12 protein-coding genes and 1 pseudogene are annotated in these 15,316 nt (G+C 68.2%); 2 read left to right on the forward strand and 11 right to left on the reverse strand.

The window, feature by feature from the left end; all coding sequences use genetic code 11:
• Positions 1 to 40 precede the first annotated feature (40 nt).
• The 7 genes and pseudogenes from ftsY to coaD form a co-directional block, all read right to left on the reverse strand.
• The gene (gene ftsY, locus ACFQ50_RS10790; RefSeq protein WP_377995525.1) at positions 41 to 1,258 is read right to left on the reverse strand and encodes a signal recognition particle-docking protein FtsY; all 1,218 of its coding nucleotides are present in this window, start codon (positions 1,256 to 1,258) and stop codon (positions 41 to 43) included.
• 85 nt (positions 1,259 to 1,343) lie between these two features.
• A complete protein-coding gene (smc, locus tag ACFQ50_RS10795; protein ID WP_377995526.1) occupies positions 1,344 to 4,946 on the reverse strand; it encodes a chromosome segregation protein SMC in 3,603 nt (1,200 codons plus the stop codon).
• Between the two features lie 122 nt (positions 4,947 to 5,068).
• Positions 5,069 to 6,046 carry a bifunctional DNA-formamidopyrimidine glycosylase/DNA-(apurinic or apyrimidinic site) lyase gene (gene mutM, locus ACFQ50_RS10800; protein WP_377995527.1) on the reverse strand — a complete coding sequence of 326 codons (978 nt, stop codon included), beginning with the start codon at positions 6,044 to 6,046 and terminating at the stop codon, positions 5,069 to 5,071.
• A gap of 6 nt (positions 6,047 to 6,052) precedes the next feature.
• Positions 6,053 to 6,829 carry a ribonuclease III gene (rnc, locus tag ACFQ50_RS10805; RefSeq protein WP_377995528.1) on the reverse strand — a complete coding sequence of 259 codons (777 nt, stop codon included), beginning with the start codon at positions 6,827 to 6,829 and terminating at the stop codon, positions 6,053 to 6,055.
• Positions 6,830 to 6,850: 21 nt separating this feature from the next.
• The gene (rpmF, locus tag ACFQ50_RS10810; protein WP_003806041.1) at positions 6,851 to 7,054 is read right to left on the reverse strand and encodes a 50S ribosomal protein L32; all 204 of its coding nucleotides are present in this window, start codon (positions 7,052 to 7,054) and stop codon (positions 6,851 to 6,853) included.
• 36 nt (positions 7,055 to 7,090) lie between these two features.
• A complete protein-coding gene (locus tag ACFQ50_RS10815) occupies positions 7,091 to 7,615 on the reverse strand; it encodes a YceD family protein (protein ID WP_377995529.1) in 525 nt (174 codons plus the stop codon).
• A gap of 148 nt (positions 7,616 to 7,763) precedes the next feature.
• Positions 7,764 to 8,260: pseudogene (gene coaD / locus ACFQ50_RS10820) on the reverse strand (pantetheine-phosphate adenylyltransferase); the annotation flags it as partial.
• A gap of 104 nt (positions 8,261 to 8,364) precedes the next feature.
• On the opposite strand from coaD, the gene ACFQ50_RS10825 reads away from it, so the two are divergent.
• A complete protein-coding gene (locus ACFQ50_RS10825; protein WP_377995530.1) occupies positions 8,365 to 9,573 on the forward strand; it encodes an aminotransferase class I/II-fold pyridoxal phosphate-dependent enzyme in 1,209 nt (402 codons plus the stop codon).
• A 2-nt stretch (positions 9,574 to 9,575) separates the two neighbouring features.
• A complete protein-coding gene (locus ACFQ50_RS10830; protein WP_377995531.1) occupies positions 9,576 to 10,361 on the forward strand; it encodes a spermidine synthase in 786 nt (261 codons plus the stop codon).
• 38 nt (positions 10,362 to 10,399) lie between these two features.
• Here ACFQ50_RS10830 and rsmD read toward each other — a convergent pair whose 3' ends face one another.
• From rsmD to ACFQ50_RS10850, 4 genes are read right to left on the reverse strand one after another with little or no spacing between them, the layout of a single operon-like run.
• On the reverse strand, positions 10,400 to 11,005 hold the full coding sequence (gene rsmD / locus ACFQ50_RS10835; protein ID WP_377995532.1) for a 16S rRNA (guanine(966)-N(2))-methyltransferase RsmD: 606 nt from the start codon (positions 11,003 to 11,005) through the stop codon (positions 10,400 to 10,402).
• Between the two features lie 45 nt (positions 11,006 to 11,050).
• A complete protein-coding gene (locus tag ACFQ50_RS10840; RefSeq protein ID WP_377995533.1) occupies positions 11,051 to 13,270 on the reverse strand; it encodes an ATP-dependent DNA helicase RecG in 2,220 nt (739 codons plus the stop codon).
• The gene (locus tag ACFQ50_RS10845; protein WP_377995534.1) at positions 13,267 to 14,265 is read right to left on the reverse strand and encodes a DAK2 domain-containing protein; all 999 of its coding nucleotides are present in this window, start codon (positions 14,263 to 14,265) and stop codon (positions 13,267 to 13,269) included. The genes ACFQ50_RS10840 and ACFQ50_RS10845 overlap by 4 nt, the downstream gene beginning before the upstream one ends.
• A gap of 22 nt (positions 14,266 to 14,287) precedes the next feature.
• Entirely contained in the window at positions 14,288 to 15,313 is a 1,026-nt protein-coding gene (locus ACFQ50_RS10850; protein ID WP_377995535.1) for a thiamine-phosphate kinase, read from the reverse strand.
• Between the last annotated feature and the right edge of the window lie 3 nt (positions 15,314 to 15,316).

Raw genomic sequence — 15,316 nt, forward strand, 5'->3', positions numbered from 1 at the left:
GCTGGGAACGCCCCCTGCTGCTACCTACTTGGGGTTCGGACTAGTTCAGGAGGGCGTCGACGAAACCCTCGGTCTCGAACGGTGCGAGGTCGTCCGCGCCCTCGCCGAGGCCGATGAGCTTGACGGGCACGCCGAGGCTCTTCTGGATGGCGACGACGATGCCGCCCTTCGCGGTTCCGTCCAGCTTGGTCAGCACGATGCCGGTGATGTTGACGACCTCGGCGAAGACCCGGGCCTGGTTGAGCCCGTTCTGCCCCGTGGTGGCGTCCAGCACCAGGAGGACCTCGTCAACCTCGGCCAGCTTTTCGATGACGCGCTTGACCTTGCCGAGTTCGTCCATCAGGCCCACTTTGTTCTGCAGGCGGCCGGCGGTGTCGATCATGACGACGTCGACTTCCTGGTCGATGCCTGCCTTGACGGCCTCGTAGGCCACGGACGCCGGGTCCGCGCCGTCGATGTCGGACTTCACGGTGGGAACCCCTACGCGCTGTCCCCAGGTGGCCAGCTGCTCGGCGGCTGCGGCACGGAAGGTGTCTGCGGCGCCGAGCAGGACGTCCTTGTCCTCCGCAACGAGGACACGGGCCAGCTTGCCCACCGTGGTGGTCTTGCCGACGCCGTTGACGCCGACCACCATCATGACGGCGGGCCGGTCGGCGTGCCGGTCAATCCGCAGGCTCCTGTCCATGGAGGGATCCACGATCTTGATGAGCTCCTCCCGGAGCAGTGCCTTGACGTGCTCGGGGTCGCGCGCGCCCAGGACCTTGACGCGTTCGCGGAGCGCGTCCACCAGCTGCATGGTCGGTTCGGTGCCGAGGTCGGCCAGGAGCAGGGTCTCCTCCACCTCGTCCCAGACGTTCTCGTCGATCTTGTCGCTGGAGAGCAGTGCCAGCAGTCCCTTGCCGAGGACGTTGTTGGACTTGACCAGGCGTTCCCGGAGACGGGTGAGCCGCCCGGCCACGGGCAGCGGAGTCTCCACCGGGATGGCTTCCAGGCCGGCAGCGTCATCCGGAACCTCGCCTTCCAGCCCTTCAAGGTCGACGGCGTCAGGAGCCTGGCGGTCAGCAGGCGCGGTGGGCGCGGCCGGGCGGTCCTCGAGAAGGGTCCCTCCGCCCCCGAGGGGCTCAACGGGGTCGTTGGCGTCCCGGGTGCCGCGGTACTGGTTGCCGGATTTCCGGGCCTTCATCAGCACCGGGACCAGCCCGCCGATGACTACCAGGGCAGCAAGAATGGGCAGAAGAATGGGGATGATGTCATTCACACCCCTAGCTTCTCACAAGCCACAGGCCCTTCTCACAAGCCGCGGGCGGCACGGACCGGCCCGGTCGCCGTCGTCCTGGAGGACCCTAGACGTCAGCTCCGAGCCGCTGGCTGATGACGGTGGACACGCCGTCGCCCCGCATCGTCACGCCGTAAAGCGCGTCGGCCACCTCCATGGTCCGCTTCTGGTGCGTGATCACAATCAGCTGGCTGGATTCCCGGAGCTCTTCAAAGATCGTAATGAGCCGGCTGAGGTTTGTGTCATCGAGGGCGGCTTCAACCTCGTCCATGACGTAGAACGGCGACGGCCGGGCCTTGAAGATGGCCACGAGCAGGGCCACTGCGGTCAGTGACCGTTCGCCGCCGGACAGCAGGGACAGCCGTTTGATCTTCTTGCCCGCGGGCCTGGCCTCGACCTCAATGCCGGTGGTGAGCATGTCCGCGGGATCGGTCAGCACCAGTCTGCCCTCGCCGCCGGGGAAGAGCCGGCCGAAGACACGCACGAACTGGGCCGAGGTGTCCGCGAAGGCCTCCGAGAAGACCTTCTGCACCCGGTCATCGACTTCCTTGATGATGTCCAGCAGGTCCCTGCGGCTGGCTCTGAGGTCCTCCAGTTGCGTGCTGAGGAACTGGTGGCGTTCCTCCAGTGCGGCGAATTCCTCCAGCGCCAGGGGGTTGACCTTGCCCAGCGACGACAGGTCACGTTCGGCCTTGCGGAGCCGCTTTTCCTGCTCCGCGCGGACGAACGGCACGCCCTCCACCACCGGCTGGCCCCCGGCGTCGACCGGGGCCCGCAGCGCCGCCCATTTGTCCGTGGAAGCGGCCGCGGGCAGGGGCACCGGCCGGTCCGGCCCGTAGTCTGCCACGAGCTGGTCCGCGGTCAGTCCCAGCTCGTCCACCGACTTCGTTTCCAGCGCCTCGATCCGGAGCCGCTGCCGGGCACGGGCCAGCTCGTCGCGGTGAACCGAGTCGGTCAGTTCCGCCAGTTCGCGGGCCAGCGCATCGTTCGCCGTGCGGATATTGGCCAGTTCACGGTCCCGCCGCTCCCGTACCTGCTCGGCGTGGTCCCGTTCCCGGCTGGCCAGCTCCACGGAGACATCGCTGAAGCGGATCAGCTGTTCCGCCGCGGCCGAGACTGCCGCCGCCCGCCTGGCCTGGATCCTTCGACGGCGCGCCCGCTCGGCCGCCTGCTCACGCGCCCTGCGTTCCGAGGCCGCCGCGCGTTCCAGCGAGGTGGCCCTGTTGCGGATGGCTGTGAGCTGTTCTTCCCGGCTGCGCAGCGACAGCCGGGCTTCCATTTCGGCGGACCGCGCCTGCGACGCGGCCAGGGCCAGCGCATCACGCTGCCCGGTAGACGGTTCCTCCTCGGCCGGGGCCTCCTGGGCCGCCGCCAGCCGGGCGGTCACCGCCGTCAGCGCCTCCTGTTCGGTGACGATGTTTGCCTCGGCACGGGCCAGCGACGCCGCCAGCCGTTCGCTTTCGCCGACGGCGCTGCGCAGGACCGAGTTGAGGTGGCCCAGCCGTTCGGCTACCGCGGCCAGCCGGGCATCCGATTCGTGCAGGCGATCCAGCGCGGCGTCCGCCCGTTCCTGCGCTTCAGAGCGGCGGGCCTCGGCGGCAGCGAGGGCAAAGCGGCACTGTTCCAGCCCGGCGGTGACGGCCGTCAGCCGGGACGCGGCGTCGTCGACGGCCGCCTGCACCTCAAGCAGCGAGGGCGCCTTCGCGGAGCCGCCGGTGACAGTCAATGCGGTGAACACGTCGCCTGCCAGGGTCACGGCGGTGAGGTCCGGGTGCCGGGCGACGAAGTCCGCCGCGGTGTCATGGTCCCCGACGACGGCGGTGGCAGCGAGCAGTGTCCGCACGGCCGCCGCCGTGGTTCCGGAGGCCGTCACCAGGTCCGCTGCCGGACGGGCACCGGCCGGCAGCGCACAGGATGCGGCGGCGCCTTCGGTTGCTGGCGTTCCTGCGGGAGGGGAAGCGGCCTCGAGCAGCAGAGTGGCCCGGCCGGCGTCGTCGTCCCGCAGGAGACGCACCAGTGCCGCTGCCGTTTCGGCATCCCGCACCACGATGGCGTCCGAAGCGCTGCCAAGGGCTGCCGCGACGGCGGCCTCATAGCCCGGTTCAACGGTCAGGGCCGCCGCCAGCGGGCCAATGGTGCCGGGCACCCCGGCACCGAGGACATGGTCGGAGCCGTCCTTGCGGTTGAGTCCCAGCTGCAGGGCTTCGTGCCGCGCCTTCAGCGCGTCCCGTTCACGGACGGCGTCGCGTTCGGTGCTCTTGAGCGAATCGATCTCAGCGAGGATGCCGTCGAGGGCGGCGCTGGCGTCCTCGTATTCGGCGTCAAGGGTTTCCTCGCCATCCTCGACCCCCGCCACCTGGGATTCGAGCGCGGTGAACTCGGACTGGGCGTGCCGGCGGCGCTCATCGCCGGCGGCACGGGATTCGCGCAGCCTGCCGACTTCGGCCTGGGCAGATTCCACCTTTGACCGTGCTGCCCCCACCTGGCCCGCCAGGCGTGCCAGCCCCTCACGCCGGTCGGCGGCGGCCCGCAGCGCGGCGGTGAGCCGCTTCTCCTCGGCCGCGGCGGCGTCCTCGGCCGCTGACTTGGCGGCAGTGGCGGCATCCAGCGCGGCGCGTCCTTCGAGGATGTCCCTTTCCAGCTCCGCCTGCTCGCCGCGGACCCGTGCGGCCTGCCGCTCCAGCTGTTCAGGGTCCCTGCCCGGCTCCGGCGCCGGGTCTGCGGAGCCAAGCAGGCGGCAGCGTTCCTGGGCCAGGGACGCGAGCGAACGCAGGCGTTCCCGTCCGGCGGAGAGCTGGTACCACGTGTCCCGGGCGGCGTTCAGCCGGGGGGTCGCCTCGGCCGCGAGCTGCTCCAGGGACGCCTGGCCCCTGCGTCCCTCGTCGAGTTGGGTTTCGACGACGGCGCGCCGCGCCTTGAGCGCAGACTCGTCGGCGATGTCCTGTGCCAGGGTGTTCTGGAGCTGGACCAGGTCATCGGCCAGCAGCCTGGCCCGGGCATCGCGGACCTCGAACTGGACGGTCTGCGCGCGCCGTGCCACCTCGGCCTGCTTGCCGAGGGGTGTGAGCTGCCGGCGGATTTCCGCGGTCAGGTCGCTGAGCCGCTGGAGGTTGGCCTGCATCGCCTCCAGCTTGCGGACGGTCTTCTCCTTGCGCCGCCGGTGTTTGAGGATGCCGGCGGCTTCTTCGATGAAGCCCCTGCGGTCCTCGGGAGTGGCGTGCAGCACCCGGTCCAGCTGGCCCTGTCCCACGATGACGTGCATTTCGCGGCCGAGTCCGGAGTCGGAGAGGAGTTCCTGGATGTCCAGGAGCCGGCAAGCCGAGCCGTTGATGGCGTACTCGGAACCGCCGGTGCGGAACAGCGTCCGGGAGATGGTGACTTCGCTGTATTCGATCGGCAGGGCGCCGTCGGTGTTGTCGATGGTGAGCGAGACATGCGCGCGGCCCAGCGGCGGGCGGCCGAACGTGCCGGCAAAGATGACGTCCTCCATTTTGCCGCCGCGGAGGGTCTTGGCGCCCTGCTCGCCCATTACCCAGGCAAGGGCGTCCACCACATTGGACTTGCCCGAGCCGTTGGGACCGACGACTGCCGTGACGCCAGGCTCAAAGTCGAACGTCGTGGCCGACGCAAACGACTTGAAGCCCCGGACGGTCAGACTTTTGAGGTGCAAGGTTTTTCAGATCTCCATAGGTGGCGGCAGCGGCTGCTTGTCATCCACCAAATCTAGTGGCTGGCGGGCCGGGATCCGCGGATTTACGGCGCTTCGGGCCCTCCGAAGCTGGGTGGCAATTGTCACCAGCGGCCATTGCGTGGCCGCGGCTGGCACACGGGGCAGGTGTAGGAGGAACGGTTCATGAACTGCTCGCGCTTCAGGATGCTGCGGATCCCCGCAGCCGCACAGCGGCGGCATTCCTGACCCTCCCTGCCGTAAGCGTTAAGCGACCGCTCAAAATAGCCGGACGCGCCGTTGACGTTGACGTACAGGGAATCGAAGCTGGTCCCGCCGGCGGCCAGGGCATCGGTCATCACGTCGCGGGCGGCGGCGAGCACGCGCTCGGCGTCGGCCCGCCGGAGGGTGTCGGTGGGCCGCGCATAGTGCAGCTTTGCCCGCCACAGGGCCTCGTCAGCGTAGATGTTGCCGATCCCGGAGACGAGCCCCTGGTCCAGCAGTGCGCGTTTGAGTCCGGTCTTCCGCTTCCGGAGGCGGCGGTAGAAAGTGTCAAAGGAAAAGTGCGGATCCAGGGGGTCGCGCGCGATGTGTAAGGCTTCCTCCGCAATGACCGGCACCGGGTCCTCCGCGATCCCGCCGGGCCCGCCGTCATCCGTGGGAACGAGCGTGGTGACGAACAGGCCGCCGAAGATCCGCTGGTCCACGAACCGCAGCTGCTCCGGCATGGTTCCCGCCGGGCTCAGCCGCAGGCGGATCTTCAGGTGCTTCTCGTCCGGAACGGAGCTGTCCTGCATCAGGAGCTGCCCGCTCATGCCAAGGTGGGCCATGAGGGCGACGCCCGGCACCCCGGAATTGGCACTGCCCGAACCGCCATGAGCGCGCGGGGCGCCGTCCTCCTGCAGCGGCATCCAGAGGAACTTGCCCCGGCGGACGACGTCGAGGACCTTGGCTCCCTCAAGGTTCCCGGCGAAATCCTCGGGTCCCAGGGCGTGCCGGCGGACGGACCTGGGGTCAACCACGTCAACGCCGGTGATGGTCCGGCCGCGCACCCAGTTGACCAGGCCGCGGCGGACCACCTCGACTTCGGGAAGTTCAGGCACGGGCGCTTAGCTGCCCGCGGCGGATTCCGACGGGGCCGCCTTGGCGTCCTCCGCTGCAGGGTCCGCGCCAGCGGGTACAGACTCGGCACCCGAGGCTTTGGCTTCCGCACCGGAAAGCTTCCGCCAGGCATCCGCGGCAGCTTCCTGCTCGGCTTCCTTCTTGGAGTGGCCGGAGCCTTTTCCGTAGGCGGTTCCGCCGATCTGGAGTACGGCGACAAAGGTACGCGCGTGGTCCGGGCCGGAGCCCTCCACGGCGTAGTAGATGCTGCCCAGCTGCCGTCCGGCGGCCAGCTCCTGGATGCTGGTTTTCCAGTCCGTGCCGGCACCGAGGGCGGCGGCGTCCTTCAGGAGCGGTCCGATCAGCCGCATCACCAGCTGGCGGGCGGTCTCGATGTCGTTGGACACGTAGGTGGCGCCAATGAGGGCTTCCATGGTGTCGGCCAGAATCGAGGCCTTGTTCTTGCCTTCGGTGAGCTTCTCCCCCTGGCCGAGGTAAATGTAATCCCCGATGCCCAGGCTGCGGCCGATGCCGGCGAGAGCCCGGGTACTCACCACGGCCGACCGGCGCTTGGCGAGGTCGCCCTCGGGAAGCGTGGGGTTGTCGCGGTACAGCGCATCGGTGACGGAGAAGCCCAGGATGGAGTCGCCCAGGAACTCAAGGCGCTCGTTGGTGGGTATGCCGCCGTTTTCGTAGGCGTACGAACGGTGTGTCAGAGCAAGACGAAGCGTCCCGGCGTCAATGAAGACACCGAGACGCTTCAGAAGCTCTTCAGTTGAAGACATCCTGATCAGCTTGGAGGCCGATTAGACGTCCGCGACCTTGCGGCCCTTGTACTCAAGGAACAGCGCAGTGCCAGCCGAGTCGGTGACGACCTTTGCCTGGTGCGGCAGGCTGTAGGTGACCTGGCCGTTCTCGATGGTCTTCACCAGGTGGGGGGCAGTTGCCTTCCACTGGGAGCGGCGGGCGCGGGTATTCGAGCGAGACATTTTCCGCTTGGGAACAGCCACGGCTAACTCATTTCTCTCTAGAAAAACACTTACAAATCAATTTTGCCGGTCAGGCTTAGCCAGATCAGCTAGGGCAGCCCAGCGAGGATCTACGACCTCGTGGTGGTGCCCCGGCTCGTCTTCCAGGCGCGCTCCACATTCGGAACACAGGCCCTGGCAGTCTTCCCGGCACACCGGCTGGAACGGCAGCATGGTAACAACTGCGTCCCGCAACACCGGCTCAAGATCGATCAGATCGTGCTCGACTCGACGTTGCTCTTCATCGTCTTCCTCGTCGGAAGGCAGTGCGCCTTCGTAGAAGAAAAGTTCTTGCACATTGACCTCAAGGTCATACGCAAGGGGATCCAGGCATCGGCCGCACTCACCTTTAACTTCGGCGAACGCGGTTCCTGATACCAGAATTCCTTCGTGTACGGCCTCAAGCCTCAGGTCGAGCTCGATATCCGAGCCTTCCTGAACGCCAATGAGCGCCACGCCGAGATCCCCCGGCGCGGGTACATGTTCCGTCAGTGTACGCATGCTCCCCGGACTGCGTCCGAGGTCCTTGACATCGAACATCAAGGGCGAACTTGCATCTCGCTTAATGAGAACTCCTGTTGAACATATGACCGACGTACCATCTTAGCCTGAACTCCCTGACGGACTCAAACCGGATGCCACGCCGGGGCACGCGGCCGGCGTGCACCGGAAACGTACCGGATAAGCCTACCCCCTGACGGGCTGGGCTGCTCAAGGCGCGCCCGAAAGAAGCCGTTTCAGCACCGACCTGGGCACGTACTCAGAGACACTGCCACCGAGGGTGGCCACTTCCTTGATCAGGGTCGATGACAGGTGAAGGTAGTGCGCTTCCGCCGGAAGGAACACGGTCTCCACTCCGCTCAGCTGGCGGTTCATCGTCGCCATGGGCAGTTCGTAGTCAAAGTCCGACGACGACCGCAGCCCCTTCACGATGGCGGACACTCCGCGCTGCCGGCAGTACTCGGCCAGGAGCCCTTCCCCGACGGGTTCCACGACGATGCCCCGAAGGGAGGCCAGCGTCTCCCTGGCCATCTCGATCCGTTCCTCGAGCGGAAACCGGTACTTCTTGGCATAGTTGGTGGACACGGCGACGATCACTTCATCAAACAGGCTCGCGGCTCTGGCGATGACCTCGAGGTGTCCATTGTGGATGGGGTCGAAGGAGCCTGGGCATACGGCGCGTCTCATGCTCCGAACCTACCGTATCGGCGGCCCGGGATACCATGACTGGGGCACCGGCCGCCCACGCGCCCGCGGCTGAAGAGAGTGCTGAACAGACAGGCAGGAAACCTATGACACAAACACTTCCGGCACCCTGGCAGCGTGCGGCCACCGGGGCGAACCTGCTGGCAAGTGACGGCGCTTTGGGCGTGACGATCTTCGAAGAGATGACCACGCTGGCCCTGCAGACCGGCGCCATCAACCTGGGGCAGGGTTTTCCCGACGAGGACGGCCCCGCGGAGATCAAGGCGGCCGCCCAGGCCGCGATCGCCGAAGGCTCCAACCAGTACGCGCCCGGCAAGGGAATCCCCCAGCTCCGGAAGGCCGTGTCCGCACACCAGAACCGGTTCTACGGACTGGAACCGGACCCGGACACGGAAATCATCGTCACCACCGGCGCCACCGAGGCAATCGCCGCGTCCCTGCTGGCCTTCGTGGGGCCCGGCGATGAGGTCCTGACCTTCGAGCCGTTCTACGACTCCTACGGCGCGATCATTGGGCTCTCCGGCGCCACGCATGTCACTGCCCCTCTGCTGGCCCCCGATTTCCTGCCTGATTCCGCAGCCCTCGAAGCGGCCTTCAGCGGCCGCACCAAAGTCGTGCTGCTGAACAACCCGCATAACCCCACCGGCGCGGTCTTCCCGCGCGAGGTGCTTCAGCGCGTCGTCGACCTCGCCCGGAAGCATGACGCGATCATCATCACCGACGAGGTTTACGAACACCTCACGTTCGGCGTCCGCCACATACCGGTGGCCACGCTGCCGGGGGCCGCCGACAGGACGGTCACCATCTCCTCGGCGGGCAAAACGTTCTCCTTCACCGGCTGGAAGGTCGGCTGGCTGAGCGGCCCCGACGACCTGGTAGCGGCGGTCCGGACCGTGAAGCAGTTCCTCACGTACAGTTCCGGCACCCCGTTCCAGAGCGCCATTGCCACCGGACTGGCCCTGCCCGACGAGTTCTACGAGGGCATCTCCGCCACGCTGCGGAAGAAGCGCGACATCCTGAGCGAGGGGCTGCGCGCGGCCGGCCTGGACGTGTTCACGCCCGACGGCACCTACTTCGTCAACGTGGACACCTCGCCGCTGGGCATCCGGGACTCGGTGGACCTGGCCCGCCGCCTGCCCGGGCTGGTGGGCGTGGCGGCGATCCCGGTGCCTGTGTTCTGCCACCCCGAGGGCGCAGAGCGGACGCGCAGCCTGCTGCGGTTCGCGTTCTGCAAGCGCGACGAAGTCCTCGAGGAAGCCGCCGCACGGCTGGCGACGCTCCAGGACAGGCTCTGACCATGGCCGACGGCGGCGCCCGGGCCACGCGCTTCCTGCGCGCCACCGGCCAGCACGCCGTCATAGAACCGGATACCTATACAGACGGCGGGTTCGTGCTCAGCATCGGCGGAGCGGAGCAGTCCCATGTGGACCTGGCCGATCCCGAGGATATCTTCTACGAATACCTGCGCCGCATCGGGCACATCGTGGACCTCGCCGCGCCGTGGGGTGAACCCATCCGCGCGCTGCACCTGGGCGCCGGCGCCCTGACCCTGGCACGGTATATCCAGGCGACCCGCCCCGGCTCCGTGCAGTACGCCGTCGAGCTCGAGCGGGAGCTGCTGGACTTCGTGCTCGAGCGGCTGCCGCTGCCGGACGGCACAAACCTCCACACCGTCATCGGTGATGCGCGCGCCGCCCTGTCGGAGCTGCCCGCGGACCTCCGTTTCGACGTCGTCATCCTCGACATCTTCTCCGGGCCGGAGGCGCCCGCGCATATCGCCTGCACAGAGTTCTACCAGGAAGCCGCCGCACGCCTCACGGAACGGGGCGTGCTGATCGTGAATGTCGGCGACGAGCCGGGCCTGACGCTCGTGCGGAGCCAGGTGGCAGCGCTGCGAAGGGCCATGACGGACGTCGCCGCCTGTGCCGAATCGGGGATGTTCACGGGAAAGTATCCGGGGAACATCATCCTTGCCGGCACCAGGAAGCCGTGGCCGCCCCCGTGGTCCGCCGCCCTCACGGCACGCGGACCCCATCCGGCGAAGGTCCTGGCAGGGGTGGAGCTGGACCGGTTGTCGGACTAAGCCGGTTGTGGGACTAGCGTCGCCTCTCAGACAAGGAACTAGTCCTCGGCCGCCAGCGCGACGTCCACTTCCTGGCCGCTGGACGGTTCGGCGTACCACAGCCGGGTCTCGCCGTATTTCTTCTCGGCGAAGCGCTCCAGTCCTTCCGGCCACCCGGGTTCGGTAGCCCGCGATGAACGTTCGACCACCACCACCGCCCCCTCGCTGAGGTGCGGTGCAAGCTTCTCCAGGACAGACGCCAGCGCCGGCTCTTCGAGGGGGTATGGCGGATCCAGGAAGGCGACGTCCCATCTGGCGTCCCCGGAGACGCGGTCGAGGAAGGACTCCACCTTGGAGCGGTGGACCGTGACGGCCTTGCGGTCCAGGACTCCGTTGATGAGATCGGCGTTGCGCTGGCACACGGCGCTGGCCTTCGCGTCGAACTCCACGAGATCGACGGTTTCAGCTCCTCTGCTGGCGCTCTCCACCCCAAGCGCCCCCGACCCGGCGTACAGGTCCAGGACCCGGGCACCGCCGAGCACGTCGAACGCGTCCAGCCGGGAAAACAGTGCCTCCTTGACCCGGTCCGTGGTGGGTCGCGTCAGGGACCCCGACACGTTGGCCAGCGGGGTTCCGCCAGCGGCACCGGCAACAATCCTGCTCATGCCCCGGCCCCCGCCAGTGCCGGCCCGGGCGGAAGGGGGTTCGTGCTAGCCGCGTTCAAGGAACGCCTCCTTCTCGGGATTCAGGTACTCGTCAATGGCCTCGGCAAGCGCCGCGTAGCCGGTCAGGGCGGCGTCTGCGGCGACGATCTTCTGCGCGTCCTGGCGGGCCCGGGCGATGATGTCCTCGTGCTCGAGCACGCGGAGCAGCTTCAGCGTGGACCGGCCACCGGACTGCGAGGCTCCGAGGATGTCGCCCTCGCGGCGCAGCTTCAGGTCCTCCTGGGACAGCTCGAATCCGTCGGTGGTGGCCGCCACGGCGTCCAGCCTGCGCCGGCTCGGGTGCCCCGGTACGAGCGTGGTCACGAGCAGGCACGTGCCCGGCAGCCCGCCCCGGCCCACGCGCCCGCGGAGCTGGTGAAGCTGGGAGATGCCGAAGCGGTCCGCGTCCAGGATGACCATCAGGGTGGCGTTGTGCACGTCCACGCCCACCTCGATGACGGTGGTGGAGACGAGCAGCTTGGTCTGGTTGGCGGTGAAGGAAGCCATGGTCTCTGACTTCAGCACCGGGTCCTGGCGTCCGTGGAGCGGCGCCAGCGCCACTCCGGCCAGGGCCGGTTCCTCTTTGAGGTGCTCGACGACGGCGGTCACGGAGGCCAGCTCGCGTGCGGATCCGTCCCCCTCCAGTTCCCCGGGGTCAGGTTCCGCTTCACCGGGAGTGAAGTCGCCGTCGTCGTCCGCCCCGATCTTGGGGCACACGACGTACACCTGGTGTCCTGACTCGATCTCCTCACGGGCCCGGGACCAGATGCGGGCTGCCCAGGCGGGGTTCTCCGCGAGTCCCACGACGTGTGTGGTGATGGGCGCACGGCCTGCCGGCAGTTCGTCAAGCACGGACGTTTCGAGGTCGCCGAACACGGTCATGGCCACGGTCCTGGGGATCGGAGTGGCGGTCATGACCAGCAGGTGCGGCGGCTTGCTGGCCTTGGCACGCAGGGCATCGCGCTGTTCCACGCCGAAGCGGTGCTGCTCGTCCACCACGATGAGGCCCAGATCGAAGAAGGTGACGTTGTCGCTCAGCAGCGCGTGCGTGCCGATGACGATCCCGGCCGTCCCGGAAGCGGCGTCGAGCAGCGCCTGCTTGCGCGCAGCGGTGGGCATGGAGCCGGTCAGCAGGCTGACCTGCACAGAATGGTCACCCAGTCCGCCCAGGAGACCGTCCCGGGCCAGCGGGCCGAGGGTGCGCCGGATGGAGTCGAAGTGCTGTGCCGCCAACACTTCCGTGGGCGCCAGCAGCGCAGCCTGTCCCCCGGCGTCGACCACCTGGAGCATGGCCCGCAGCGCCACGATGGTTTTGCCGGAGCCGACCTCGCCCTGCAGCAGCCTGTTCATGGGCCCGTTCTGCGACAGCTCCGCGGAGAGGGTCTTGCCGACGGCGGACTGGCCTGCGGTCAGGGTGAACGGCAGCTGGCGGTCGAAGGCCGCGAGCAGCCCCTCCGGCACGGGTCGCCGGGCGGTGGCCTCCTCGGAAGCAAGCTGGGCGCGGCGCCGGGCAAGGGCGGACTGGAGGACCAGCGCCTCCTGGTAACGGAACCGGTCCCTGGCCGTGCGCCAGTCCTCCGCGGTCTCCGGGGCATGGATGAGCCGGTAGGCCTGGGGCAGCGGCAGGAATTTCTCACGGGCCGAAATGGCCGCCGGCAGCGGATCCCGCAGTGCGTTCAGGTCCGCGGTTTCCAGCAGGGTTTTCACGACTTTCTGGATGGACCAGCTGGTGAGGTGTGCGGTGGCCGGGTAGATGGGGATGGGCATGGCTGCGAGCTTCTCCGGGTCCATGTCCGGGACATCCGGGTCCTCATCCAGCAGCTGGTAGTTCGGGTTCGTGAGTCCCAGGGAACCTGCATAGCGCGTCACTTTCCCGGAGAACATTGCCCGCCTGCCGGGCAGCAGCTCCGCCTTGGCGCGGCGGCCGTTGAAGAAACTGATCTTCAGCGTGCCCGTTCTGCCGTCGTCGGTAATGACGACGTCGGTGATGGAGCCTTTCCGGGCGCGCATCTGCCGGGTGCTGTTGGAGACGACGCTGGCGATGAGGGTGACGTCCTCGTCGAGCGGCAGTTCGCTGATGGGCGTCAGTTCACCCCGGTTGAGGTACCGGCGCGGATAGTAGTTGAGCAGGCCGCCCACCGTGGTGATGCCCAGGTGCTTTTCGATCACGCCGGCGGAGCGCTTGCCGACCCGGCGCTCCAGGCCGAGTTCGAGTTCGACATTCATCGTCCTTCTGCGCTCACTTCTCCCGACGGGTCCCGGGGCAGGGCGAGCTCGCTGACAGACACGTCGGCCGGATCGCCCAGCGACCTGATCATGGCAAGGGCGGGGAGCGGGTCCGGGACGTGCACGTGGACCCGCCACCGGTACCGGCCCTCGGCGTCCGCGGAAGGGCCGACCTGGCTCATGATTACGGAGTCACCGAGTTCATCCAGGCGCTGCCGGAGCGTGGCGGCGTCCAGCGGGGACAGGCTAATGGTGCACATGACCTCCACGCCGTCGTCGTCCGGCATGTCGGTGTGGATGTGGGGGTCCTGAAGGTCGTAGCCGTGCAGGCCGTCCAGCAGTTCGCTGCGCAGCTCCTCGCCGAGCACCGCCGAACGGAGGCAATCCAGAATCAGCAGCATGCCCACACCGCCGGCGTCCACTACGTGCGCGGCCTGCAGGGCATCAAGCTGCCCCTCCGTGCGGACCACGGCCTCAAGGGCAGCCTCCACAGCCGCATCCAGGACCAGTCCCAGCGCGTGGTTGCTGTCGTTGCCGTTCTGGCCTGCGTCGACGGCGGCCGCGGCCCGGCCGGCTGCTTCCATCACGGACAGCATGGTGCCGGGAACGGGGTCGCTGAGCGCGGACCAGGCCCTGATCTGGGCCCGGTTCAGGGCGGCCGCGAGGAGCGAGGAGGTCAGCCTGGCATGGCCGGCCAGCGGTTCGGCCGCGGCGCAGAGGAATACGGAGAACAGCGTGCCGGAGTTCCCTTTGGCCTGCTCCATCGCCGCCTGGCCGGCACGCGCCAGAACCGCACCCACGTCATTGTGCTGTGCATGGTGGCCGGCGGGGGCGGGTTCGGCGGCGGCATCCTGCAGCGCCCGGGATGCGGCACGGACGGTGAGGTACAGGTTGGTTCCGGTGTCACCGTCCGCCACGGGGAAGATATTGATGGCATTCAGGCGGTCGCTGTGGTTGCCCAGTGCGGTTTCGGCCTTGCCCAACCACCGCTTCATCGCTTGCGCGTTCGCGGCAACCTTAGTCTGCAAAGTGATCCCATCCCACGGAGTCAGCGGTCCGTCCCGCGATCGTCACGCCCGGCGCCTTGTCTGCGCCGCAGGCCTGTACTGAGCCTATCCCAGTAAACCCGGGCGGCACCTGCACGCCCGCCGGGAATGTGGCCAGAAGCCCGTGGTCTTCCCCGCCGCCGAGCACCCAGGCGCGCGGGTCGGCGCCCAGCAGGGTGGCCGCCGGGCGGAGGGGCCCGGCGAGCCGGCCAAGTTGCCCCGGATCCAGGTCCAGCACAACGCCGCTTGCCACGGCCAGCCTGGTTCCGTCCCGGACCAGGCCGTCGGAAATGTCCATCATGGCCGTGGCGCCGGACAGGCGTGCCAGGGGCCCGGCCTCCAGGGGCGGCTCCGGCCGGCACTGAAGCTCAAGCAGCGACAGCAGCTCTGGCGTAAGGGAACTCACATGATGACTGGACTCCAGCAATGCCAGCCCGGCGGCGGCCCAGCCTGCCCGCCCGGCGATGGCCACCGTGTCACCTTCGCGGGCACCTGACCGCAGGACCGGCTGGCCGCCGTCGAGCGTGCCGAGGACTGCAACCGTGACGGACAGCTCGCGGCCGCGGCCAAGGTCGCCGCCGGCGACAGAGCAGGCGCCCGCCCCCAGCTTGCTGATGGCAGCGGTGAGGCCGTCCGCCAGGTCCTCCACCCATCCGACCGGCGTGGCCGGGGGCATGGTCAGGCTGACCACCATGGAGGTTGCCGACGCGCCCATGGCGTTGATGTCGCTGAGGTTCTGCGCGGCGGCTTTCCATCCGACGTCATAGCCGGTGGTCCGGTAGCCGTTGTTCCACTCAAGCCGGAAGTCCTGGTCCTGGACCTGGGTGTCGATGCTGATGACCGTCCTGCCGTCCGGAACCGCAACAATGGCGGCGTCATCGCCCGGTCCAAGGACCACGGCTGCACTGTGCAGGGCGCTGAGTTCCAGGCGCGGGAAAATCCGTGCCAGAAGCTCCGCTTCGGACAGTTGGGCGACAGTCAATGGTGTTTGAGGCACGCC

Source organism: Arthrobacter sp. NPDC056493 (genome assembly GCF_042795115.1).
GTDB lineage: Bacteria > Actinomycetota > Actinomycetes > Actinomycetales > Micrococcaceae > Arthrobacter.